Source organism: Curtobacterium sp. WHRI 8282 (assembly GCF_040223925.2).
Lineage (GTDB): Bacteria > Actinomycetota > Actinomycetes > Actinomycetales > Microbacteriaceae > Curtobacterium > Curtobacterium flaccumfaciens.
In genome coordinates this window covers 483,264-507,061 of record NZ_JBEHCD020000002.1, presented here as the reverse complement: position 1 = coordinate 507,061, position 23,798 = coordinate 483,264, and the positions used below count along the sequence as shown (strand labels likewise).

The window sequence follows — 23,798 nt, the reverse complement described above, 5'->3', positions numbered from 1 at the left end:
CACCGTGCGCCGCGGCTCACCCCGCGGCGAGCGCCGCCGTCCACACCGCGTGCAGCTCGTCCGCGGCCCCCGGGTGCGCCACGAGGAACGGCTCCCCCACGGGCGGGAAGCCCTCCACGGGGCCGGACGGCGTCAGCACGACGCCCCCGGCCTCGTGCACGAGCAGCACCGCGGCGCCGTGGTCGACCGGGTTGAACGCCGAGACGCAGCCGCCGATCCCCCGCCCCGCCGCGACCTGGGCGATCGTCAACGTGCCCGATCCCTGCACCCGGAGCGTGCACGACCGGTCGGCCAGGGCGTCGAGGAACGCCCCGAACCCCGGCCACGGGCGGTGTCCGTCGAGCTCGGTGCCGACGACGGCGCCGGCGAGCGGCCGGGGTGTGTCGTCGAGTCGGAGCTGGCGGTCGCGCAGGGTGGCGCCGCGGCCGCGTCGGGCCTCGAGCACCTCGCCGCGCCAGGGGTCCGCGACGACGCCGACGAGCGGACGCCCGCCACGGGTCAGGCAGAGCGACATCGAGGTCCAGGGCACGCCGTTCGCCAGGTTGGTGGTGCCGTCGACGGGGTCGAGGAACCAGCGGTGCCGGTCGCCGGGGGCCTCGCCGTACTCCTCGCCGGTGAACCCGTGCGTCGGGAACACCATCCGCACGCGGGAGCGGACGTGCTGCTCCACCAGGCGGTCGACGTCGGTGACCAGGTCGGCGGGGTTCGCCTTGGTGTGGACCTCGCTGACCGGGTGTTCGCGCGTGTACGCGATGACCTCGTGGGCGATGCGGTGGGCCAGGGCCTGGGCGCGCGAGGCGACCTCGGTCTCGGTGGGCTCGCGGTCGCGCTCGGGCCAGCCGTCGCGCTCGGCCGCCGACAGGGCTGCTCCGATGGACCCGACGTCGTTCGTGGTGATCGAGTCGACACCGAGCCGGGCTGCCCAGATGGCGGGCTCGACGTCGTCGATGGTCCAGACGGCGACGCGCAGGCCCAGGGCGTGCGCGACCTCGACGGTGCGCGGGGTGAGGAACGCGACGTCGAGGTTGAGCGTCGACGGCGCGAGCGCCTCGAGGTCCGCGGCGACGGGCGGATCGAGCGACTCCCACGCCAGCCAGACGTCGGCGTCGGGCAGCACGGAGCGGACGGCCGCCATCGCCGCCGGTGCCCCGCACCAGGCCACCGCGGTGGAGCCGGTGAAGCCCGCGACGGTGCGGGCGGCGACCAGGGCGTCCTCGGCGTCGGTCAGGTCGACGAGCAGGGTCGACCGGCAGCCGTCGAGCCGTTCGAGTGCACCGTCGAGCCGCGGGATCCGGTCGAGGCCGTTGCCGAGCCGGGCGACGTCGCACCAGTCGACGTCGGACACCCGGCGGGCGTCGCCCCACATCCGGCCGAGGGTCTCGTCGTGCAGCAGGACGGCGACGCCGTCGGCGGTGCGACGGACGTCGACCTCGATCACCTCGGCGCCGAGCGCCTCGGCGACCGCGATGGCGGGCAGCGTGTTCTCGCGCCGGACGCGCGGCGCACCGCGGTGGGCGACGAGGCGTGGCGGACGCACGCCGGGCCTGGCGTCCACGCTGGCCGAGACCACACGGTCGACCGCAGGCGCAGGCGCAGACGCAGACGCAGCCGAAGCCGAAGCCGTGGACGTCGAAGCCCCCGCGCTCATCGGGCGACCTCGAGCAGCACGCCGTCGCGGTGGACGAGCACCTCGCCCAGCCGCACCCCGGTCTCGGCGCCGACCGCCGGCGGCGGCCCGGTGACGTAGGCGCGGAGCTCCGCGCCGTCGGTGCTGAGCACGACCTCGGCGAAGTGCCCGCGCATGAGCACCCGCGCGACCGTCGCACGGATCGGCGAGTCATCGGTGAGCACGACCTGCTCGGGGCGGACCAGCACCGTGTCGGCCGCCGTCGGGCTGACCGAGGTGCCGGCGAGGAACCGGCCGGTGACGACGCTCGTCGACCCGATGAACGACGCGACGAAGCTCGTGGCGGGGCGGGCGTACAGCTCGGTCGGTGTCGCGATCTGCTCGATGCGGCCGTCGTGCATGACGGCGATCCGGTCGGAGATGCTGAGCGCTTCGTCCTGGTCGTGCGTGACGATCACGGTCGTGATGCCGAGTCGCTGCTGGATGCGGCGGATCTCGTCGCGGACGCTCACGCGGAGCTTCGCATCGAGGTTCGACAGCGGCTCGTCGAGGAGCAGGACGTCCGGCTCCTGCACGATGGCGCGGGCCAGGGCGACGCGCTGCTGCTCGCCGCCCGAGATCGCGGTCGGCTTCGAGCCGGCGTGGTGGCTCAGGCCGACGAGCTCGAGCGCGTCGCGCACCCGCTCGGCGACCCGCTGCTTCGGCACCCGTCGGGTCCGCAGCGGGAACGCGACGTTCTGCGTCACCGTCATGTGCGGCCAGAGCGCGTAGTTCTGGAACACCATCGCGCTCGGCCGGCGCTCCGGGCCGAGCGACGTGACGTCGCGGTCCCCCATGGTCACGACGCCGCCGTCGGCGGGCAGGAACCCCGCCACCATGCGGAGCGTCGTGGTCTTGCCGCAGCCGGACGGGCCGAGGAGCGAGACGAGCTCGCCCTTCGCGACGTCGAGGTCGATGCCGGCGACGACGTCGCGCCCACCGAGCGTCTTGCGCAGTCCGCGGATGGTGAGTCCGCCGGAGCGGGTCCGGTCCGCCGTGCTGCCGTCGGCCTGGAGGCCCGGTGTGCGTTCTGCGACGAGCGCCTTGTCCGTCATCTGGTCGCCTTTCGTACTGGTGTGGGTCATCGGATCTGGAAGCCGTCCGCCAGGCGGCCGCCCATGATGTGCTTCCGGGCGAGCAGCAGCAGGACCACGGACGGGATGCTCAGCGCGATCGCGAACACCGCCGAGACCTGGCGCGGGGAGTTCAGGACGAGCGAGTACATCGCCGTCGGCATCGTCATGTACGTCGGGGCGCCGACCAGGTACGTGCCCTGCGCCTCGTCGAAGGACGCCAGGAACGACATCACCATCGCGACGAGGATCCCGGGCCAGGCGATCGGGAACGTCACCTTCCAGAAGGTGCGCCAGCGGCTCGCCCCGGCGTCGCGGGCGGCTTCCTCGAGGGACCGCGGCACGGCCGAGAACGCTGCGGCGGGCAACCACGTCATGAACACGACGCAGCCCAGGACGTGGACGATCAGGATGCCGGTGACCGTGTTCATGAGGTTCAGCGCGGTGAACATCGCCGACATCGTGACGAAGAGGCCCATCTTCGGGAACGCGTTCGTGGCGAACAGTCCGACGAGCACGAGCCGCCGCCCCGGGAACTCGATGCGGCTGATCGCCCACGCGGCGGGCAGGCAGACCACCGCGGCGATGAGGACCGTGAGCGGGGCGAGGACGAGCGAGTTCTGCACCGCGACGGCCAGGCTGCGGTCCTCGAACACGGTGCCCCACCACTGCAGGGTCCAGCCGTCGGGCAGCAGGTTCGGGTAGGTCCACGTCGTGGCGAAGGCACGGGCGGCCAGCCAGACGAGCGGCCCGAGGATGAACACGGCCAGCACGATCGCGGTCGCCCAGACGAGGGCGTTGCCGGTCAGACGCTTGATCACTGCTGCTCCTGCTGCTTCGTGTCGAGCTCGCCCGCGTTCGAGCGGACCGTCGAGCGGAGGTAGAAGATGCTCGCGGCCGCGGCGAACGCGAACACGATGAACGCCATCGCCGTCGACTGCTGTGGACGGTTGTAGGCCTGGAAGTACTTCGAGATGTCGACGCCGAGCATCGTCGGGGCGTTCGGACCGGTGAAGTACGGCACGGTGAACGAACCGAGGACCCCGATCACGGTGAACGTCGTCGCGATGACGAGCGGGGTCGCGGCCATCGGCAGGAGCACCTGCCAGACGACGCGCCAGGTGCTCGCCCCGGCGTCCTTCGCGGCCTCGACCAGGGCGTCCGGTGTGCCCTGCAGCGCCCCGGCGATCATGAGCACCGCGAACGGCAGGCTGGTCCAGACGCTGCCGAACACCACGGCGACGAGGGTGTAGCCCCACACCGGGACGTCGAGGCCGAACTGGGCACCGAGGCTCCGGAGGAACCCCTGCGCGTCGGTGAACGTCAGGATGGACCAGCTGGCGATGACCACCGGCACGAAGATCGGTACCACGGCCAGGACACTGAGGGTCTTGCCGAGGAAGCCTCCGCGGAGTCGCAGGATCACCGCGACGACGACGGCGAGCCCCACGGTCAGGCCGGTCGACAGTGCGGTGACCCCGAGCGTCGCGACCAGGTCACGCAGGAACGTGGCGTTGCCGAGCAGGGTGGCGTAGACCGCGAACGAGAAGCCGCGCACGGTGTCGCCGCCGATGTCGGCGAGCGCCTGGTTCAGGCCACCGGTGAACCCGAGGCTGAACAGGGCGGCGTTCACCACCGGGACGCCGACGAACAGGACGACGACCAGCACCGGGGCGGCGACGAGGGCGAGGCCCTGCCACCGCCGGCGGCGGGCCAGCCGCTCCTGCGCCGTACGCCCGCTGGCGGGGTGCGCCGGGCCCTGGGCGTGGGGCGGGACGGGCGGGAGGCCCGTGGCGGAGTCGCCACGGGCCTCCCGGCCGGTTGCCGGGCCGTCCTGGACGGTCTGGGTCACTGCGGGACCTTCGCGTCCCACGCCGCGTTCATGTCGGCGGCGAAGTCGCTCTGGAACCCGAGGCGGAGCTGCGAGGGGTTTGCGTCGGCGAACTGCTCGGCGACCGACGCCGGCAGGCTGTCGAGCGGGATCACCGGGTAGCCGGAGACGGCGCTCGCGACGAGCTGCTGCCCCTTCGCGCTGAGCACGAAGTCGGCGAGCTTCTCGGCTGCCGCCTTCTTGGCCTTCGGCTCGGTCTTGGGGATGCCGAGGAAGCTCGCGCTGCCGGTGAACGACGGGTCGTCGATCTGCACGGCCTTGACGGTCTTCGGGATGATGCCGGTCTTCTGCGAGGTGATGAACTGGTCGCTCCAGACGGGGGCCATCGCGATCTGGCCACTGCCGAGCAGCTGCACGACCTGGTCGTTGCCGTTCGGGTAGACGCCCTTCTGGTACGTCGACGGGCCGAGGTCCTTCAGGGCCGCGAAGCCCTTGTCCCACTTCGACTCGAGCGACTTGTCGTACTTCGTCTGCATCGTCTCCTGCTCGGCGGGCGTCAGGTACTTCGCGAGCACCGTGGCCACGAACGAGCCACCCGAACCGCCGGACGACGGGGAGTTGTAGGCGAACTCGCCCGGGTTGGCCTTGATCCAGGCGAGCAGGTCGTCGAGGGTCTTCGGCGGGTCCGTGACCTTCTTCGCGTCGTACGCCAGCAGCACGCTCGAAGCGCGGTACGGGATGGCGCTGTCGCCGCCCTGCTGCTTCGTGGCGTCCGGGACGTCCTTGAGGTTCGGGATCGTGCTGTCGCCGACCTTCGCCATCAGCCCGGCCTTGCCGGCGGTGGTGACGAAGCCGGCGTCGACGAGGTCGTACGCGACGGACTTGCCGGCCTTGACCGCGGTGGCGAGGTTCGCCTGGGTCTGGGCGTCGTGCTCGCCGTGCAGGTCGATGCTCGTGCTGACGTGGATCTTCGGGTTGGCCTTCTCGAAGGCGGGGATGAGCGACTTGTCCCAGAGGTCCTGGACGTTGGTGTCGCCGCTGATGAACACGGTGAGGTCGGTGGTGCCGTCGGTGTCGGAGGCGTTCGAGGCGTTGGCGCTCTGGACGCAGCCGGAGAGTGCGACGGTCGCGGCTGCCGCGATGGCGAGGCCGGCGAGGACTCGGGTCTTCACGTGGGTTCTCCCTGTTCCGTGGTGGTGCGGTGGGGTCGTGCGGGGTGGGGGTGTGCGGGGTCGTGCGGGTGTGAGGGGTCGTGCGGGCGGGTCGTGTGGGTGTGCGGGGTCGTGCGGGCGGGCCGTGTGGGAACGTTCCCGCGCCGGGGTCGAGTGTGGCGCTGCCGGGTGAACTCCGGGTGCCTCCGGTGTCGCCGCCGGGTGAACTCCGGGTGCGGGCGTGCGGGGGCGCCTCGCCCTGGTGCGAGGTTCCGTACTCCGTGCCCGCCCCGGGCCCCTGCACCGAGTACGGAACCTCGCACGGTTCGCGCCGCCCCTCGCACCGTGCGAGGTCACCGCGACATCGGTACCCGCGCGGTCCGGAGCTTCGCGCGGAACGCGGACTCGTCCCACACGTCCTTCCAGCCGTACCGGATCACACCGCGCACCTCGGGGAAGGAGCGCAAGCGGTCTTCGCGGTACTTCTCCGCGATGACGACGTCCTCCGCCGACCGCCCTCCGCGCAGCGCTGCATCGCGGTACTTCACCTCACCGTCGAACTCGATCACCACGCCCTGGTCCGGTAGCCAGAAGTCCACGACGATGTCCGGCTCGCCCCGGGTGGTGAAGCGTCGTTGCAGCACCGAGGTGGGAGCGCCGTACTCGTCAAGGCGGACCCGGACCAGCGACTCCCCGACCGAGTCGGCGGCTGCGTCCGCGAAACCGACGGACCGCAGGGCACGGCGCCGGCCCTTCCGTCCCCGCCGGGCGACCCCGTCCAGGACGGCGTCGCGGTCCGCGCCGAGGGAGAGGAGCCGGTCGAGGGCCACCACCGCTTCCGTCATCGGCAAGGTCATGGCGAGGTCCACGGCCGTGCGGTCGAACCCCGTCAGGGTCAGGTCGTCCGTGCGGAACCGCCACGTGCCCGCCATCGACGGGTCGAAGTCGGCGTGCACGACGAACGTGGCGTTGGTGGTCCGCGCATCACGCCCGGGTCTGGTCAGGTGGACTCGTTCCGGCCACCGGCCCACGTGCGGCACACCGATGACCGCTGCCGCCGACAGGTGCGACACGACGAAGCGGGGTCTGATCCGGTCGACGAGTGATCGCACGAGCACGTGGTGCCGCTGCTCGGGGCGGAGGCCCTTCCACCGCTCGGCGTCCGCGTACCGGCCGTGCGCGATGCGGACCAGTTCCCCAGCGCGGGCCCGGACCCGGATCGCCGCGGCCTCGTCCGGCCGTGACTCGTGCGCGACGAGGACCGTGCAGTCGGGGACGGCGGGGAAACGGGGATGAGCAGCCATGCATCGGATGCTGGCCGACACCTCGCACGGTGCGAGTGCAGCCGGATCTGGCTGTGGACAGCCGCATCCGTCCACAGTCGCAGGCGGATGAATCAGCAGCTGCGAGAATGAGCGGGTGAACGCACGCACCTGGGGTTGGCTCGCAGCCGTCATCGACGTCGTCCTCATCGTCGTCTTCGCGCTCATCGGGCGCTCGTCGCACGGTGAGGCCAACACGGCGCTGGCGCTCTGGACCACCGCGTACCCGTTCCTGGCCGGTTGGGCGATCGGGTACGTGACGAGTGGAGCCTGGGCTCGACCGCTGCGCTTCTGGCCGACCGGCATCGTGGTCTGGGTCCTCACGGTCTTCGTCGGTCTGGCCATCCGCGTCGCCACCGGGCAGGGCGACGTCGACGGCAACCCGCTGCCGATCTCGTTCGTCATCGTCGCGACGATCGTGCTCGGGGTGTTCCTGCTCGGCTGGCGCGCGATCGCCCGCGGCGTGCTCCGGTTCACCGCGTCGCGGTCGCGACGGGACGCCGCAGCGTCCGAAGCGTGAACGGCAGCCGCGGTTCCCAGCCGACGATCCTCGACGTCGCCGCACGTGCGGGGGTCTCGAAGTCGGCGGTGAGCCGCGTGCTCTCCGGCACAGGCCGGTTCTCGGACGAGACCCGCGAACGCGTCGAACGAGCGGCAGCCGAGCTCGGGTACGTCGCGAACGCGATGGCTCGCGGACTGGTCAGCGGGCGCACGAACACGATCGGGATGCTCGTCCGGGACGCCTCGTCCATGGTCTACACCGCACTGCACGCCGTGATGGAGCGCCGCGCATCGGAGCTCGGCTACCGCGTCGTCACCACGACGGGCGTCGGTCGGGTCGAGGACGAGAAGTCCGCCCTCGCCGCACTCGTGTCGATGCGCGTCGACGGACTCGTCGTGTGCAGCGGCCTGATGCCGTCCGCCGACATCGCCGAGTTCGCGCCCCGCATCGCCACCGTCGTCGCGGGTCGGCCCGAGCTGCACCCGGCGCTCTCGAGCGTCTACTGCGACGAGGTCGACGGTGGGGCTTCCATCGCGGATGCCGTCGCCGATGCCGGCCACACCACGGCCGTGGTGTTCACCGTCCCGCTCGACAACGCGATCACGCAGCACGCGCGATCCTCGGCGATGCTCGAGCGGCTCCGAGCACGTGGCGTCCGGGTGATCGACATCGACGCGAGCTTCGTGCGGCCACCCGACGATCTCGCCGCCGACCTGGTGGACGCCGTGCAGGAGTCGGGCGTGACCGCGGTGATGTGCCCGACCGACCGGCTCATGCTCGACGTGTGCGAGGCGCTCGCCCGCCGGGGCGTCGAGGTCCCGCGTGACCTCTCCGTCACCGGGTTCGACGGCGTCTACCCGCTGGCGAGCGACTGGATCGGCTTCACGACACTCGAGCAACCGATCGAGCGCATCGGCCGCGAGGCCATCGACCTGGTCATCGGCCGCATCGACGACCCCACGCGCCCGGTCGAGCACCGCTCACTGCGCGGCACCGTGATCCCCGGCCGCACCCTGCTCCCCCGCTGACGCCGACCCGCCAACCTCGCACCGTGCGAGGCGCCACGCGAACGGTGCGAGGTTCCGTACTCGGTGCGGCCGGACGACGCTCGCACCGAGTACGGAACCTCGCACCGAACGCACCCGCAGCCGCACCCGCACCCACGCCCGCAGCCGCGCGCGACCACGCCCGCGCCTAGAACAACCCGCTGCGCGGGCCGTCCTCCGGCCCGTCGAACCCGCGGAACATGTCCGACACCAGCGCCTCGATCTGCGGCTCCACGAGCCGTTCGACGGCCTCGGCGATCCGCGGCCGGTGGTCGATGAGCGCCAGGCACACCGCGGTACCGGTCGACCGTGCACACTCGTCGGACAGCGCGATCTCGTGTCGGAGTGCGGCCTTCGCCTCGTCGGACAACGGCTCGCGCGGCGTCTGCTCCCCCGCACCGGTGCCGGCGAGCTCGCCGAGCGTGAACAGGAACGGCGACCCCGGCGACGGCTCGGGGTCCACGTCCAGGCCCTGGAACTCCGGCGACAACCCCTCGGCCGGCTGGTACCCCGCGTGCCGCTTCCGGGCCGCCGCCCGCTCGAGTTCACGCTGCAGCAGCGGCAGGTTCTTCGCCGTGTAGTCGTCGACGGCGTCCTCGACGATCGTCGAGATCCGCCCGATCAGCGCGTGCTGGACGGCGTGCGGCACGTCGGGTCCGAACCCCGCGGCCGCGGCGATCGGGGACCCGGTGCACTTCCGGCAGATGCGCGTGCGCGGGCGGGCGGTACCGATCTGCCAGCGCGGCAGCCAGCGCAGCCACAGGTCGACCGCGCCCCGCACGCGACCGTCGATGCCGTCCATCCCTCAACAGTAGGCCTGGAGGCGCGGATCACCCCCGGCACACCGCGCCGGTCGGGCAATCCACCGGTTCTCAGGCCTGTGGTTCCGTCACGAAGTCGATCAGCTCCTCGACACGGCCGAGCAGCTCCGGCTCCAGGTCGGCGAAGGTGCGCACCTGCCCGAGGATCCGCTGCCAGGCCCGAGCGATGTCGGCCTGCTCGGCGTGCGGCCAACCGAGCGCCTGGCAGATGCCCGCCTTCCACTCGATCGAGCGCGGGATCGTCGGCCACGCCCGCAGCCCGACCCGCGCCGGCTTGACCGACTGCCAGACGTCGACGAACGGGTGCCCGACGACGAGCACGTGCGCTCCCCACCTGCCACGCATCACGGCGTCGGCGAAGCGGGACTCCTTCGACCCGGGCACCAGGTGGTCGACCAGTACCCCGACCCGGCGCTCCCGCGTCGGCTGGAACTCGTCGAGCACGGCGGCCAGGTTGTCGACGCCGGAGAGTTCCTCGACCACGACGCCTTCGACGCGCAGGTCGGCGCCCCAGACCTTCTCGACGAGTTCCGCGTCGTGCTTGCCCTCGACCATGATGCGGCTGGGGAGCGCCACCCGAGCACGCTGCGACTCCACGGCGAACGATCCGGACGCGGTGCGGAGCCGAACACCGTCGGACGCCTGCCGCACGGCGGGCGCGCCCCCGGGCCTCCAGTCCGAATGAACGGAACCCAGCGAACCCGGCGAGCCGGCAGCGGCTGCGGCAGACCGGCCGACCGGCGCCGACGGCCGCCCCAGCGTCACCAGTTCACCCTCGAGCCGGAACTGCCCGGTGAAGGGGAAGGAGCGCGTGCGGCCCTTCCAGTCCTCGAGCGCGATGTTGCCGGCCTCGAGCCCCACCACGGCACCGGCCCACCCGGAGTCCGGGTCCTCGAGCACCATGTCCCGTTCGAGCGGCACCTGCCGCACCTTCTTCACTCCGCGCGAGCGCCAGTCCCCCGAGAGCACATCGCCGCCGTACCGGTCGTCGTCCACCCGCACGAGGGTACTGTCGACGACGGCCCGGACGACGTCGACCGCGCCGGTTCCCCATCATCTCGACGGAAGGCCCGCCCGTGCGCGCAGCGATCATCCACGCCCCGAACGACATCCGCGTCGAGGAGCGCGACCGACCCGGGCTCCTGTCCGGCAAGGACGTCGTCGTCAGGGTCCTCGCGGCCTGTGTCTGCGGCTCGGACCTCTGGCCCTACCGCGGCGTCACCGAGACGAAGCAGCCGCGGCCGATCGGCCACGAGCTCGTCGGCGAGGTCGTCGCCGTCGGTGACGACGTCACCGGCCTGCACGAGGGCGACTTCGTCATCTCCCCCTTCACCATGAACGACGGCACCTGCCAGGCCTGCCGCAACGGCATGACCACCGGCTGCGACCACCTGTCCGGCTTCGGCAGCACGGACGCCTACGGCGACCCCGTCGGTGGCGCACAGGCCGAGTACGTGCGGATCCCGGACGCCGACGCCACGCTCGTCGTGGTTCCCGGCCCGGTCGACCCGGCCCTGGTGCCGTCGCTGCTCACCCTGTCCGACGTCTTCTCGACGGGGCACCACGCCGCCGTGTCGGCAGCGGTCGGCCCCGGCAAGACCGTCGTCGTGGTCGGCGACGGCGCGGTCGGCCTGTCCGCCGTGCTCGCCTCGAAGCGGCTCGGCGCGGACCGCATCATCGCGATGAGCCGGCACGCGGACCGCCAGGCGCTCGCCCGCGAGTTCGGCGCGACCGACATCGTGGCCGCCCGTGGTGCCGAGGGCGTCGACGCCGTCCGGGAGCTCCTGGGCGGCGACCTGGCCGACTGCGCCGTCGAGGCCGTCGGCACCGAGGAGAGCATGGACCAGGCGCTGCACTCGGTGCGCCCCGGTGGCAACGTCGGCTTCGTCGGGGTCCCGCACGGGGTGCCGACGATCGGCACGCGCTACCTGTTCGACACGAACATCGCCATCGCGGGCGGCATGGCCCCGGCCCGGAAGTACATCCCCGAGCTGCTGCCCGACGTGCTGTCCGGCGCGATCGACCCCGGTCGCGTCTTCGACCTGGAGCTGCCGCTCGACGAGGCCGCCGAGGCCTACCGCGCGATGGACGAGCGCCGGGCCATCAAGGTGCTGCTGCGCCCGTAGCGGCGCGCGTCGCGCGGGGCGCGTCGCGCGTCGCGCGTCGCGCGGGGTTCGTCCCGCCGGGCCGCCGGCCGGTCGTTCGCGCTCAGCGACAGTTCACGCGCGGGCACGCCCGTGAACTGTCGCTGAGCCCGAAACGTGGCCCCGCGGCCCGCGGCCCGCGGCCCGCGTCCCGCGGCCCCGCCCGCTCACGCGTCGCGGATCGCCAGCACCCGGTGCGGTGCAGCCGCCTCGGCCCGCCACCCGCCGGGCAGCACGTCGCGGAGTTCGGGCACGGTGAAACTCCGGCGGATCGACCGCAGGCCGTCGACCCGGATGAACGTCCCCGCCGCCACGAGCGGTGACGCCAGAGCGTAGGCCCGGTAGGCCGTCGGCGACCGCCGGATGTCGGAGTGCAGGCTGCGCCCGCTCGCGAGCAGTTCGGAGTCGGCCAGGAATCCCCGCCGCTCCTCGTCACCCAGGTGGTGCAGCACGTGGTTCGACACGACGACGTCGAACCGCTCACCAGCAGCGACCAGGTCACCGCTCGACTGCTGCCGGAAGGTCACACCGGTCGGGGACGACCGCCGTGCCGCGGCGATGGCGCGTTCGTCCGGGTCGACCCCGACGACCTCGAGCTCGAAGCCGTCGCTCGCCGCCCAGCGCACCAGCGAGCGGGCCAGGTCGCCGCCACCGCACCCCAGGTCGAGCACCCGGCCACGGCCGCTGGCGGGCAGGGCCGGCACGACGTGCGAGCGCCAGGCCGCGCGCCAGCCACTCACGAGCGCGTTCACGACGGCGAAGCGCCGGAACGTGCGCGCGAGCGCACGCGGGTCGCAGTCCGGGTCGTCCATCAGTTCGGTCAGGCTGAGCGCGCGGGTGCGCAGGTCGACGGCCGGGAGGCCCGTGGTGCCGCCGCCCTGACGGCTCACGCCGCGCCCGTGGTCGCGACGGGCACGCGGTCGAGTGCGACCGCGGGTTCCGCCGCGGGTTCCGCCGCGGGTTCCGCCGCGGGTTCTGCCGCGGGCGACGCCTCGGTCCGCACCGCGGTGAGCCGCGCACTCTCCACTGTGAGTCCGGGGCCGAAGGCGAGCGCGACGACGGCGCTGCCGCCCTCGAGGCCGGCGTCGACCGCGTCGCGGAGGACGAAGAGCACGGTGGCGCTCGACATGTTGCCGTGTTCACGCAGCACCCGACGACTCGACTCCATCGCACTGTCCGGCAGGCCGAGCGACTCCTGGGTGCGGTCGAGGATGGCCCGGCCGCCCGGGTGGACCGCCCACACCGGCACGTCCGAGGCGGGCCCGCCGTCGAGCAGCGGTTGCACGGCGCTCGGGACGTGCAGGCCGACGAGCTTCGGCACGGCGGTGGACAGGACCATCTCGAAGCCCTCGTCCCCGATGTTCCACGCCATCTCGGACGCTCCCTCGGGCACCACGGCCGTCGTGAAGTCGTCGAAGCGCAGACCGGCTCCGTCGCGGGCGACCACCGCGGCGGCCGCACCGTCGCCGAAGACGCTGTTCGCGACGATCTGGTCGGGGTCGTTCGAGGCGCGGACGTGCAGGGTGCAGAGTTCGCCGCAGACCACGAGCACGACGGCGTCCGGGTCCTGGTCGACGAACGCCGCGGCGATCCGCAGCGCGGGGAACGCGGCACAGCACCCCATGAAACCGATGTGGTGCCGGAAGACGCCACCGGGGAGCCCGAGCTGCTCGACGACGTCGATGTCGGGCCCGGGCTGCGTGAACCCGGTGCAGGACACGGTCACCAGGTGTGTGACGGCCTCCGGCGCGATGCCGGCGCGTTCGACGGCGTCGCGAGCGGCGGCGACGAACAGCGGCGGGGCGAGTTCGCGGTACCGGTCGTTGCGTGACCCGGTGGACGGCGAGCGCAGGGTGCCGTCGTCGTCACGGAACGCACCACCGGCACGTGCGGAGTCGAGTTCCTGGAGGACGGTGTGCCGCTGGTCGACCGCCGACCCGTCGAACGCGGCGGGGACGAGCCGTTGGCCGAGCCGCCCGAGGTCGGGTTGGGCGGAGAACAGGTCACGCACCCGGGGCTGGTCGAGGGTCGTCTCGGGGACGGCGGTTCCGATGGCGCGGATCGTTGCGGACACGACTCATCCTGTCACCCGATCGCTGACGTGTCCCCAGGATGCCCACGGCGACCGGGACGCACGCAGGGGCACGGCACCGACCGGTGCCGTGCCCTTGCGAGGTGGGACTGCCTACGACTGCTGTGCGCGCTCCAGCACGAGTTCCCGCACGCGGGCGGCGTCGGCCTGGCCCTTCATGGCCTTCATGACCGCACCGATGATCGCGCCGGCTGCCTGGACCTTGCCGTCCTGGATCTTCGCCAGCACGTCGGGCTGCGCCGCGAGTGCTTCGTCGACCGCGGCCGTCAGGGCGGAGTCATCCGAGACGACCTTGAGCCCGCGGGCCTCGACGACCTGCGCCGGCGAGCCCTCGCCCGCGATGACGCCCTCGAGCACCTGGCGTGCCAGACGGTCGGTCAGGTCGCCGGACTCGACGAGCGCGATGACCTCGGCGACGTGCTTCGGCGACACCAGGTCACCGGGGGCTGCGTCCTGCGCGTTGGCGACGCGGCTGATCTCACCGGTCCACCACTTGCGGGCGGCCTGGGGTGCGGCGCCGGCGGCGACGGTGCCCTCGACCTCGTCGAGCAGGCCGCCGTTGACGACGTCCTGGAACTCCAGGTCGGCGAAGCCCCAGTCACCCTTCAGGCGACGGCGGCGTGCGACGGGGGCCTCGGGCAGCGAGGCACGGAGCTCCGCGATGACGGCCGGGTCCGGCACGACGGGCAGCAGGTCGGGCTCCGGGAAGTACCGGTAGTCGTCGGCGTCCGACTTGGGGCGACCGGCCGACGTGCGGCCGGTGTCCTCGTGCCAGTGGCGGGTCTCCTGCGTGATCGTGCCGCCGGCGGCGAGGATCGCGGCCTGACGCTGGATCTCGTAGCGGATCGCACGCTCGACGGCGCGGAACGAGTTGACGTTCTTGGTCTCGGTGCGGGTGCCGAGCTTCTCCTGCCCGCGGGGGCGCAGCGAGATGTTCGCGTCGCACCGCAGGTTGCCGCGCTCCATGCGTGCCTCGGAGACACCGAGCGCCCGGACGAGGTCGCGGATGACCTGCACGTAGGCGGCTCCGAGCTCGGGGGCACGGTGCTCGGCGCCGAAGATCGGCTTCGTGACGATCTCGACCAGGGGCACGCCGGCGCGGTTGTAGTCGACGAGCGAGTACTCGGCGCCCTGGATGCGGCCGGTGGCACCACCGACGTGCGTCAGCTTGCCGGCGTCCTCTTCCATGTGGGCGCGCTCGATCGGGATGTTGTAGATCGTGCCGTCGGCGAGCTCGACCTCGACCTCGCCCTCGTAGGCGATGGGCTCGTCGTACTGCGAGACCTGGTAGTTCTTCGGGTTGTCCGGGTAGAAGTAGTTCTTCCGGGCGAACCGCGAGGACTCGGCGATCGAGCAGCCGAGCGCGAGCCCGAGCTGGATCGAGTACCGCACGGCCTGTGCGTTCACGACCGGCAGCGACCCGGGCAGCCCGAGGTCGACCGGGGTGACGTTCGTGTTGGGCTCGCCGCCGAAGAAGTTCGGGGCGTCCGAGAACATCTTGGTCTTCGTCGCGAGTTCGACGTGGACCTCGAAGCCGAGCACCGGCTCGTAGCGCTCGAGCGCCTCGTCGAAGTCCATCAGCGCGTCCTTCTGCGCCATCAGATCACACCTTCCTGCGCAGCGGACTGCTGACTCTGGTCGAGGTCCGGGACGGACGCGATGAGCGGCGCGCCCCACTGCTGTTCGAGCAGACGCTCGAGGGCGGCACCGTAGCGGTACAGCCGGGCGTCCTCACGCTGGGGCGCCATCAGCTGCACGCCGACGGGCAGACCGTCCTCGGGCGCGAGGCCGTTCGGGATGCTCATGCCGGGGACGCCGGCGAGGTTCGCCGGGATCGTGGTGAGGTCGTTGAGGTACATCGCCAGCGGGTCGTCGATGCGCTCACCGATCGGGAACGCGGTCGTCGGCGCCGACGGGCTGACGAGCAGGTCGACCTGCTCGAAGGCGGCCTGGAAGTCCCGCTGCACGAGCGTGCGGACCTTCTGCGCCGAGCCGTAGTAGGCGTCGTAGTAGCCGGCGCTCAGGGCGTAGGTGCCGAGGATGATGCGCCGCTTGACCTCGGGTCCGAAGCCGGCTTCACGCGTGGCGGCCATGACGTCCTCGACGGTGGCGCCGTTCTCGGGCGTGACCCGGAGGCCGAAGCGCACCGAGTCGAACTTGGCGAGGTTCGACGACGCCTCGGCCGGGAGGATCAGGTAGTACGCACTGATCGCGTACGCGAACGACGGGGCGTCGATCTCGACGACGACCGCGCCGGCCGACTCGAGCAGCGCGACCGTCTCCTGGAATCGCTGGGTGACACCGGCCTGGAACCCGTCGCCCCCGGCGAGTTCCTTCACCACGCCGACGCGCAGGCCGCGGAGCGTGTCCGCCTGCAGCCCTTCGCGTGCGGCGGCGGCCATCGAGGGCCAGGCGTCCGGGATGGACGTGGAGTCCTTCGGGTCGTGCCCACCGATGACGTCGTGCAGGAGCGCGGCGTCGAGGACGGTGCGGGACACCGGGCCGATCTGGTCGAGGCTGGACGCCAGCGCGATGGCGCCGTAGCGGCTCACCCCGCCGTAGGTCGGCTTCACGCCGACCGTGCCCGTCACGGCACCGGGCTGGCGGATGGAGCCACCCGTGTCCGAACCGAGGGCGAAGGGTGCTTCGTGCGCGGCGACCGCGGCGGCCGAGCCACCGCCGGACCCGCCGGGGATCCGGTCGAGGTCCCACGGGTTGCGGGTCGGACCGTACGCCGAGAACTCGGTGGTCGAGCCCATCGCGAACTCGTCCATGTTGGTCTTGCCGAGCGGCACGAGGCCGGCGGCGCGGAGCTTCGCGACGGGGGTGGCGTCGTACGGCGGCACCCAGCCCTCGAGGATCCTGGACCCGGCGGTCGTGGGCATGTCCTGCGTGCACAGGACGTCCTTGACGGCGATCGGCACACCGGCGAGGGGCCCGAGGTCGTCACCGGCGGCACGGCGGGAGTCGATCGACTTCGCCACTGCCAGGGCGTTCTGGTTGACGTGCAGGAACGCGTGCACGTCGCCGTCGACGGCGGCGATCCGGTCGAGGTGGGCCTGGGTGGCCTCGACGCTCGAGACGTCGCGCGCCACGAGGGCGTCGGCGAGCGCCGCGGCGCTCAGCTTCGTGATGTCGTCAGTCACTGTTCTTCGCCCTACTGTTCTTCGCCGAGGATGGCGGTCACGCGGAACCGTTCGCCGTCGGAGTCGGGCGCCCCGGAGAGCGCCTGCTCCTGCGTCAGCGTCGTGCCGACCACGTCGGGTCGGGTGACGTTGCCGAGCGGCACGGGGTGGCTCGTCGCCGGGACGTCGTCGGTCGCGACCTCGGCGACCTTGGCGACGCTCTCGACGATGTGCGACAGCTCCCCGGTCAGCTTCTCGATCTCGTCGGGCGTGAGTGCGATACGTGCGAGGTTCGCCAGGTGCGCGACCTGCTCGCTCGTGATGTCAGGCATGGTGCTCCGTCGATCGGTTCGTGGAATGCCCCACAGTCTATTGGCTGCGTCGGGCGCGCAGGCGCGGCTGTGGACAACGCCCCTGGAGGCCCGGTGCCGGTCCGCCGGACCGGCACCGGGCCTCCAGGGGGCCAGCGGGTCACTTCCCGTTCTGGTCCCTCGCAGCCGGCGCCGCCGGGGCCACCGTCGCGGCGGGCGCCGGCGCAGCGGGTGCAGCGGGTGCAGCCGGAGCAGCGGGCGCAGCCCCCGGAGCAGCGGGCGCAGCCGTGGGCGTCGTCTGGTCGTCCTGCGCCGTCCCCTGCCCGGACGAGGACCCCGACGACGAAGACGACGAAGACGACGAAGACGACTTGCTCGCCTGCCCGATCATCGCCTGGCTCGGCGCGGGCAGCGCTCCCCCGCCGACGGTCTGGTCCAGGTACGCCATCATCGACTTCCCGACCCCGAACTTCGCGCTGTACCCGGTGGTGCCCTGCAGGAACGGCCAGTTCGCCAGGCTCACGTTCCCCTGCACGTTGCCGACCCAGGTGGCGTTCGTGTACTTCGTCGACGACGCGACCAGCCAGTTCTGCACGTCACCGTCGGTGGTGCCGGTCTTCGCGAACTTCGCCACGCTGTCCCCGGGGTTCGCACTCGCGGCCGTCCCCGACCCGGACAGCACGCCCTGCAGCGCGTAGTCGACCGTGCCCGCGACGTCCGCCGAGACACCCTGCGTGCAGGACGACGGCGTCGGGGTGATCTTCGTGCCGTCCGCCTCGGTCACCGAGTCGATCGCGGTGGGCGTGCACACGATGCCGCCGTTGGCGAAGCCCGCGTACGCCTCGGCCAGGTCGATCGGCGACAGCTCGTTCACGCCGAGGATCGAGGACGGCGTCTGCGTGAGGTCACCGCCGTCGGCGCGGTGGATGCCCATCGACTGCGCGAGCTGGGCGATCTTGCACAGGTCGAGCTGCTTGCCCATCTGGGCGTACGCGGTGTTGATCGACTCGACCGTCGCCGCCTCGACCGACATCGACGACGGCACCCTCTCGGCGTTGGCGACGTTCCAGGTGCCGCCCGCGACGTTCTGGCAGGTGTTGGTGAACTCGGCGTTCTCGAACTGGTGCTCCGAGGTGGTGACCGAGTCGGACAGGGTGTGCCCGCTGGCGAGCCACTCGGCCAGGGTGAACACCTTGTAGGTCGAGCCGGTCTGGAACCCGCCCGAGTTGCCGTACCCGGAGTCGGCGCTGTAGTTCACCGCCGTGGCACCGGCCCCGGCGTGGTCCCCCTGCGTGTAGGTGGTGTTCTGGACCATCGACATGATCCGGCCGGTGCCGGGCTCCACGGTGACGTTCGAGCCGCCGACGTCGACGCCGGCCATGGTGGCCGGCACGTAGGTGGACAGGGCGGACTGTGCCTGACCCTGCAGGTCGAGGTCGAGCGAGGTGTGGATCTGCAGGCCCTTGGTGTCGAGCGTGGCGATGCGTGCCGCCGCGGTCTTGCCGAACGCGGGGTCCTGCAGCACCTGGTCGCGGACGTAGTCGCAGAAGTAGCCGGCGTCGTGGTTCGTCGCGGCGGTCGAGCACCCGTTGGCGGTCTCGGTGATCTTCGGCGTGACCGGCGTCGCGATCGCCTTCGTCATCTGCGCCTTCGTGATCGACCCGTGCGCCTGCATCCGGCGGAGCACGTAGTCGCGGCGCTCCTTCGTCAGCTCGTACCCGTTGGCCTTGCCGTTGTCCTTGTCGCTCGGCACGTCGATGCGCAGGTTCGACGGGTTGTTGAGGATCGCGACGAGCGTGGCCGACTGCACGAGCGACAGGTCCTTCGCGTGCACGCCGAAGTAGTACTCGGCCCCGGCCTCGGCGCCGTAGACCCGCCCGCCGAGCCCGACGATGTTGAGGTACCCGGTCAGGATCTCGTCCTTCGAGTACTTCTTGTTCACCGCGATGGCGTACCGCATCTCCTGCAGTTTGCGCTGCGGCGTGACGCCGGCCGCATCCTCGTAGCAGGCCTCGACCTTCTTCTCGGTGGCGGCCTGGTCCGCGCCGGTGAGCTCCTCGCACTGCTGCACTAGGACGTTCTTGACGTACTGCTGTGTGATGCTCGAGCCGCCCTGCACATCGCCGCCGACGACGGTCGCGGCGACGCCGCGGAGCGTGCCGAGCACGTCGATGCCGCCCTCGTCGTAGTAGCGCGGGTCCTCCGTGTCGATCGCCGCCTGCTTGAGCGTGTCCGCCATCTGGTCGGCCGTCACGTTCGTGCGGTTCTCGGCGTAGAACGAGGCGATCTTGACCTGCTTCCCGCCCTGCTCCGCGTACATGGACGACACCTGCTGCGGGGTCTGCACGTCGAGGTAGGTCGGCAGGTCCTCGAAGAACGAGACCGCCCCGGAGGTCCCCTCTCCCGCGACGGCGACCGCCGGGGTCACCGCGACGGCGACGAGCATGCCGGCGAGCACGGACATCACCACGAACATCAGGAGAGCACCAGGCCATCGCACCACACGCATGACGGCACCGTAGGCAGCAGGGCTGTACTGGTTCTGCCCCGGAACGAGTGCAGGCTGCGGTCGCGTTCAGGTTGCCACCCAGCCCGTTCCGAGGACGGGTCGCGATCCGCGCGGGCGCACCGATCCGGCCGGGAGGCCCGCGACGGCTCCGGCACGTCGGCGGCCGGTCACGATCGGGTCACGCCCACCGCGTCGCCACGAACGGCGGGTCCGCCGGGTCGCTCAGGGGGCGGTCGGGCACGGCCGGTCAGTCACGGGGCTGCAGGTCCTGCGGGCGCACGAGGTACATGTCCGGCGAGGCGCCGACGATGCCGTCGCCACCCGACTTCCCGCGTCGGACCTGCTCGCGCACCAGGTCGCCGCGTCCGATGCCGATCAGGGCGACGTCGTGCAGCGATGCCGTGCCCGGTTTGAGGTAGTCGTTGTGCCCCACGGGACGCCGGAACACGTCACCGGCCGACAGCGCGTCGGCGCCCCCGGCCAGGTCGAGCACGGTCGAGCCGAACGACGCCCCACCCGGGTCGGTACCGAAGTACCCGGAGCCCGCGATGGGGTCGCTGTGCGCACCGCCGACGAAGACCTGTCCGGTGGCGACGGCGAGGTCGTCCGCCGTCCGGACGTCGCTGCCCGGCGATCCGAGCACGGTCAGGGTGTCGGCGGTCATGCGCCCCGACGCCAGGGCCGTCATCGCCGTGGTCGACCCGTACGAGTGCGCGACGATGTTCACCCGTGGTTGGTCGCCTGCGCGGATCACGCGCAGCCCCGCGACGGTCCGTTCGAGCCGCTCCGCCCCGGTCCGTGCGAGCCCGAGCGACAGGATGTTCGACAGGTCCGGAGTGCGGTACCCCATCCACGCGACGACGGCGACACCCGACCCGTTGCCGGTGGCGGCGAGCGGCGCCAGGGTGGCCTGCTCCCGGGACAGGTCGTTGGCGGTGTTGGTGAAGTCGGTCATCTGCCCGGTGACCGTGAAGAACATTCCCGGCACCACGACGGTGACGTCGGCCGCGGTGTCGAGGTCGCCGATGCTGATCGCCGCACGCCCGGAACCCCGGGTGTCGAGCGCCACCAGGAAGCGCCGCGGGTCGCCCGGCTCCTGCACCAGGGAGTCGCGGACCTGCCCGAGCATCGCGGCCCGGGCTGCACCGAGGTCGGCGTCGGCGAGGCCGGCGGTCAGCGTCGCGCGGTTGGCCTGGTCGCGGACGGCGTACGGCACGCCCTCGAGGTTCCCCACCAGGGCGGGTGCGTGCACCCGGAGCCGGTCCTGCTCGTCGGCCGGCAGGTGCGACCACCACTGCGCGACGGTCTGCGCGGGCGGCGGGTCGTCCTGCACCGTCGCCACGACACGACGGTCGGTGGCCGCGCTTCGCAGGTCGGCGGCGCCGAGTGCACCGAGGTCCTCCACGAAGGCTCGTCCGTGCGCGGCGGCGATGTCGTCGACCCCCACCCCCGTCGTCGATGTCGATGTCGACGCCGCTGGTACCGCCGGTGCCGCCGGGAGCGTGGCGACGGCGGGGTCCACGACCGGGACGATGCGGGTCGCGGCGGTGCTGGTGACCGTGACCTGGTGCGCCGGGGGCATGCCTGGGGCCTCGATCACTCCGAGCGAGTGCACCGAGGCGGTGAGCAGAGCCGCAGCGATGAGCAGCATTCGGGTCTCCCCCGGGAAGGCCGTCCCGACGTCCCCCTGCAGACGACGGGTGATGCTCGGTCGAGTCTATGGAGATGTCTGCCGATCATCCATGCGCGATGCAACTTGTCCCCCGAACTGGGCGCGTTCGACGGCGCGCCGCGCTCAGCGGATGCGAACGGGCGTGCTGGGCATCCCGCTCGGTTCTCGGGCCTCAGTCCTCGGTCGTCGGCGCTTCCGGTTCGGCGAGCACCGCCGGCCCCTCGGTCACGAGCAGGTGGAACTGCTCGGCGTCGATGATCCGGACACCCAGCTGCTCGGCCTTCGTGAGCTTCGAACCGGCACCCGGACCGGCGGCCACGAAGTCGGTCTTCTTGCTCACGCTCGACGCCGCCTTGCCGCCGGCGGTGATGATCGCCTCCAGCGCACCTTCGCGCGTGTAGCCCTCGAGTGACCCGGTCGCGACGACGGTGACGCCGCTCAGCACGCCGCCCTCGACGTCGGCGCTGCCCGGGCCGGGGTGGCCCGGGGTGGTGAACTGCACGCCGGCCGCGGTCCAGCGGTCGATGATCTCGCGGTGCCAGTCGACGTCGAACCAGGCGAGCAGGGCGTCGGCGATGATGCCGCCCACCCCGTCGACGGCCGCGAGGTCCTCGCGCGAGGCCGACCGGATCGCGTCGAGGGAGCCGAAGTGGTTCGCCAGGGCTCGGGCGGCGACCGGTCCGACGTGGCGGATGCTCAGGCCGACCAGGATCCGCCACAGGGGCTTCGTCTTCGCGGCGTCGATGTTCGCGAGCATCTCGAACGCGTTCTTCGACGGGTAGCGGCTCGGCTCACCGGTGTAGTCGGCGCCCCGTGCCTCGGGGTCGAACGGCGGGTCGGTCTTCTTGCGCGCCCGGCTGAACGGTGTGACGCGCTTCGGGGTGCCGTCGTCGTCGACCTTCTCCATGCCGGTCTCGGCGTCGCGGACGATGACCTCGATCGGGACGATGTCCTGCATCGTCAGGTCGAACAGTCCGGCCTCGGTGACGAGCGGCGGGGTCTCCGGGCGGAGCGGCTGCGTGAGCGCCGCGGCCGCGACCTCGCCGAGCCCCTCGATGTCGAGCGACCCGCGCGAGGCGATGTGCTCGACCCGACCGCGCACCTGCGCCGGGCAGCTCTTCGCGTTCGGGCAGCGCAGGTCGATGTCGCCTTCCTTCGCGGGGGCGAGCTCGGTGCCGCACTCGGGGCAGTTCGTCGGCATCACGAACTCGCGCTCGGAGCCGTCACGGAGCTCGACCACCGGGCCGAGCACCTCGGGGATGACGTCGCCGGCCTTCCGCAGCACGACGGTGTCGCCGATCAGCACGCCCTTCGCCTTGACGACCTGCTGGTTGTGCAGCGTGGCCTGGCGGACGACGGACCCGGCGACCTCGGCCGGGGCCATCACCGCGAACGGGGTCGCACGGCCGGTGCGGCCGACGCTGACCACGATGTCGGTGAGCGTGGTGTGCACTTCTTCCGGCGGGTACTTGTAGGCGATCGCCCACCGCGGCGCCCGTGACGTCGACCCGAGTTCCTCGTGCAGGGCGAGGTCGTCGACCTTCACCACGACGCCGTCGATCTGGTGCTCGACGGCCGACCGGCGTTCCCCCGTGGTCCGGACGAAGCCGTTGACCTCGTCGATGGTGTCGAACACCCGGTAGTGGCTGCTCGTCGGCAGGCCCCAGGTCTGCAGCAGCTCGTACACCTCGGACTGGCTGCGGACGTCGGTGCCCTGCTCGAGTTCGCGGACGGGCCACGCGCCGATGCCGTGCACGAGCATCCGCAGACGCCGCAGCCGGTCGACCATCAGGGCACGCTTCGCCTCGGACTTGCCCTCTTCCTTCTGGCGGAGGGACCCGGCGGCGGCGTTGCGCGGGTTGGCGAACACGCGCTCCCCCGCCTCGCGCTGGTTCGCGTTGAGCTCGTCGAACTCGGCGACCGGGAAGAAGATCTCGCCCCGGACCTCGACCAGGGGCGGGTGGCCGGTTCCCGACAGGCGGTCCGGGATCGTGCCCATGGTGCGGACGTTGCCGGTGACGTCCTCGCCGACCACGCCGTCACCGCGGGTGGCGGCCGAGACGAGCCGACCGTGCTCGTACCGCAGGTTGATGGCCAGGCCGTCGATCTTCAGCTCGGTCAGGAACCGCACCCGCTCGGCACCGGCGTCCCGCTGCACCTTGAGGGCCCACTCGGTGAGCTCGTCGGGGCTGAAGACGTTGTCGAGCGAGAGCATGCGCTCGGCGTGCTCGACCGGCGCGAACTGCGTCGTCTGCGCCTGCCCGCCCACGGTCTGCGTCGGGCTGTCGGGCGTCAGGAGTTCCGGGAACCGCCGTTCGATCGCGTCGAGGCGGTGCACCAGGGCGTCGTAGTCGGCGTCCGACAGGGGCGAGGCGTTGCCCTCGTAGTAGTCGTGGCGCAGCTCGTTGACGCGGGCGCGCAACCGGTCGACCTCGCGCGCGGCCTGGGCGGCGTCGAGCCCGTCGGGGTCGATGGTCTCGAACGTCGCGTCGGTCTCGCTCATGGCATCAGTTCTACCGTGCACCACCGACGC

The 23,798-nt window shown here is 72.0% G+C and carries 19 protein-coding genes; 3 read left to right on the top strand and 16 right to left on the bottom strand.

Features of this window, described 5'->3' with window-relative positions; translation table 11 throughout:
* Positions 1 to 16: 16 nt before the first annotated feature.
* The 6 genes from ABRP24_RS08685 to ABRP24_RS08660 all read right to left on the bottom strand — a co-directional run bounded on the left by ABRP24_RS08685 (position 17) and on the right by ABRP24_RS08660 (position 7,025).
* Entirely contained in the window at positions 17 to 1,537 is a 1,521-nt protein-coding gene (locus tag ABRP24_RS08685) for an inositol monophosphatase family protein (protein WP_301625120.1), read from the bottom strand.
* Positions 1,538 to 1,644: 107 nt separating this feature from the next.
* Positions 1,645 to 2,721 carry an ABC transporter ATP-binding protein gene (locus ABRP24_RS08680; protein ID WP_349847986.1) on the bottom strand — a complete coding sequence of 359 codons (1,077 nt, stop codon included), beginning with the start codon at positions 2,719 to 2,721 and terminating at the stop codon, positions 1,645 to 1,647.
* Between the two features lie 26 nt (positions 2,722 to 2,747).
* Positions 2,748 to 3,560, bottom strand: a complete 813-nt coding sequence (locus ABRP24_RS08675; RefSeq protein ID WP_017886992.1) for an ABC transporter permease — start codon at positions 3,558 to 3,560, stop codon at positions 2,748 to 2,750.
* Positions 3,557 to 4,591 (bottom strand): ABC transporter permease subunit, encoded by a 1,035-nt coding sequence (locus tag ABRP24_RS08670; protein WP_349847989.1) that lies wholly within the window; start codon positions 4,589 to 4,591, stop codon positions 3,557 to 3,559. The genes ABRP24_RS08675 and ABRP24_RS08670 overlap by 4 nt, the downstream gene beginning before the upstream one ends.
* Positions 4,588 to 5,742 (bottom strand): extracellular solute-binding protein, encoded by a 1,155-nt coding sequence (locus tag ABRP24_RS08665; RefSeq protein ID WP_027464615.1) that lies wholly within the window; start codon positions 5,740 to 5,742, stop codon positions 4,588 to 4,590. Before ABRP24_RS08665 ends, ABRP24_RS08670 begins: the two co-directional genes overlap by 4 nt.
* Before the next feature lie 332 nt (positions 5,743 to 6,074).
* Positions 6,075 to 7,025, bottom strand: a complete 951-nt coding sequence (locus ABRP24_RS08660) for a hypothetical protein (protein WP_349847991.1) — start codon at positions 7,023 to 7,025, stop codon at positions 6,075 to 6,077.
* Positions 7,026 to 7,140: 115 nt separating this feature from the next.
* Between ABRP24_RS08660 and ABRP24_RS08655 the strand changes: the two genes are divergently transcribed.
* A complete protein-coding gene (locus ABRP24_RS08655) occupies positions 7,141 to 7,563 on the top strand; it encodes a DUF3054 domain-containing protein (protein ID WP_349847994.1) in 423 nt (140 codons plus the stop codon).
* A complete protein-coding gene (locus ABRP24_RS08650) occupies positions 7,560 to 8,573 on the top strand; it encodes a LacI family DNA-binding transcriptional regulator (RefSeq protein WP_027464613.1) in 1,014 nt (337 codons plus the stop codon). Before ABRP24_RS08655 ends, ABRP24_RS08650 begins: the two co-directional genes overlap by 4 nt.
* Before the next feature lie 166 nt (positions 8,574 to 8,739).
* On the opposite strand, the gene ABRP24_RS08645 is transcribed toward ABRP24_RS08650, so the two are convergent.
* Positions 8,740 to 9,393, bottom strand: a complete 654-nt coding sequence (locus ABRP24_RS08645) for a hypothetical protein (RefSeq protein WP_017886998.1) — start codon at positions 9,391 to 9,393, stop codon at positions 8,740 to 8,742.
* A 70-nt stretch (positions 9,394 to 9,463) separates the two neighbouring features.
* On the bottom strand, positions 9,464 to 10,408 hold the full coding sequence (locus ABRP24_RS08640; protein WP_349847997.1) for a DUF3097 domain-containing protein: 945 nt from the start codon (positions 10,406 to 10,408) through the stop codon (positions 9,464 to 9,466).
* 80 nt (positions 10,409 to 10,488) lie between these two features.
* On the opposite strand from ABRP24_RS08640, the gene ABRP24_RS08635 reads away from it, so the two are divergent.
* Entirely contained in the window at positions 10,489 to 11,538 is a 1,050-nt protein-coding gene (locus ABRP24_RS08635; protein ID WP_349848000.1) for a zinc-dependent alcohol dehydrogenase family protein, read from the top strand.
* Between the two features lie 185 nt (positions 11,539 to 11,723).
* Here the strand turns inward: ABRP24_RS08635 and ABRP24_RS08630 are convergent, their stop codons facing one another.
* The 8 genes from ABRP24_RS08630 to ligA all read right to left on the bottom strand — a co-directional run bounded on the left by ABRP24_RS08630 (position 11,724) and on the right by ligA (position 23,768).
* Positions 11,724 to 12,446, bottom strand: a complete 723-nt coding sequence (locus ABRP24_RS08630) for a methyltransferase domain-containing protein (protein WP_349848002.1) — start codon at positions 12,444 to 12,446, stop codon at positions 11,724 to 11,726.
* Complete coding sequence (locus ABRP24_RS08625; RefSeq protein WP_349848005.1) at positions 12,443 to 13,630, bottom strand: 3-oxoacyl-[acyl-carrier-protein] synthase III C-terminal domain-containing protein; 1,188 nt, start codon at positions 13,628 to 13,630, stop codon at positions 12,443 to 12,445. Before ABRP24_RS08625 ends, ABRP24_RS08630 begins: the two co-directional genes overlap by 4 nt.
* 111 nt (positions 13,631 to 13,741) lie before the next feature.
* Entirely contained in the window at positions 13,742 to 15,247 is a 1,506-nt protein-coding gene (gene gatB, locus ABRP24_RS08620) for an Asp-tRNA(Asn)/Glu-tRNA(Gln) amidotransferase subunit GatB (protein WP_035807593.1), read from the bottom strand.
* Entirely contained in the window at positions 15,247 to 16,794 is a 1,548-nt protein-coding gene (gene gatA / locus ABRP24_RS08615) for an Asp-tRNA(Asn)/Glu-tRNA(Gln) amidotransferase subunit GatA (protein WP_027464607.1), read from the bottom strand. Before gatA ends, gatB begins: the two co-directional genes overlap by 1 nt.
* 11 nt (positions 16,795 to 16,805) lie before the next feature.
* Positions 16,806 to 17,105: an Asp-tRNA(Asn)/Glu-tRNA(Gln) amidotransferase subunit GatC gene (gene gatC, locus ABRP24_RS08610; protein WP_017887005.1), complete on the bottom strand. Its 300-nt coding sequence runs from the start codon at positions 17,103 to 17,105 to the stop codon at positions 16,806 to 16,808.
* 139 nt (positions 17,106 to 17,244) lie between these two features.
* Positions 17,245 to 19,593: a transglycosylase domain-containing protein gene (locus ABRP24_RS08605; protein WP_176708349.1), complete on the bottom strand. Its 2,349-nt coding sequence runs from the start codon at positions 19,591 to 19,593 to the stop codon at positions 17,245 to 17,247.
* Between the two features lie 247 nt (positions 19,594 to 19,840).
* Positions 19,841 to 21,244: an alpha/beta hydrolase gene (locus ABRP24_RS08600; protein WP_349848010.1), complete on the bottom strand. Its 1,404-nt coding sequence runs from the start codon at positions 21,242 to 21,244 to the stop codon at positions 19,841 to 19,843.
* A 193-nt stretch (positions 21,245 to 21,437) separates the two neighbouring features.
* Positions 21,438 to 23,768: an NAD-dependent DNA ligase LigA gene (gene ligA / locus ABRP24_RS08595; RefSeq protein WP_349848013.1), complete on the bottom strand. Its 2,331-nt coding sequence runs from the start codon at positions 23,766 to 23,768 to the stop codon at positions 21,438 to 21,440.
* Positions 23,769 to 23,798: the final 30 nt, after the last annotated feature.

Coding starts and splice junctions, on each gene's coding strand:
- ABRP24_RS08680 (WP_349847986.1), bottom strand. CDS start 2,721: ATGACGGACAAGGCGCTCGTCGCAGAACGCACACCGGGCCTCCAGGCC.
- ABRP24_RS08660 (WP_349847991.1), bottom strand. CDS start 7,025: ATGGCTGCTCATCCCCGTTTCCCCGCCGTCCCCGACTGCACGGTCCTC.
- ABRP24_RS08645 (WP_017886998.1), bottom strand. CDS start 9,393: ATGGACGGCATCGACGGTCGCGTGCGGGGCGCGGTCGACCTGTGGCTG.
- gatB (WP_035807593.1), bottom strand. CDS start 15,247: ATGGCGCAGAAGGACGCGCTGATGGACTTCGACGAGGCGCTCGAGCGC.
- gatC (WP_017887005.1), bottom strand. CDS start 17,105: ATGCCTGACATCACGAGCGAGCAGGTCGCGCACCTGGCGAACCTCGCA.
- ABRP24_RS08605 (WP_176708349.1), bottom strand. CDS start 19,593: ATGCGTGTGGTGCGATGGCCTGGTGCTCTCCTGATGTTCGTGGTGATG.
- ABRP24_RS08600 (WP_349848010.1), bottom strand. CDS start 21,244: ATGCTGCTCATCGCTGCGGCTCTGCTCACCGCCTCGGTGCACTCGCTC.
- ligA (WP_349848013.1), bottom strand. CDS start 23,768: ATGAGCGAGACCGACGCGACGTTCGAGACCATCGACCCCGACGGGCTC.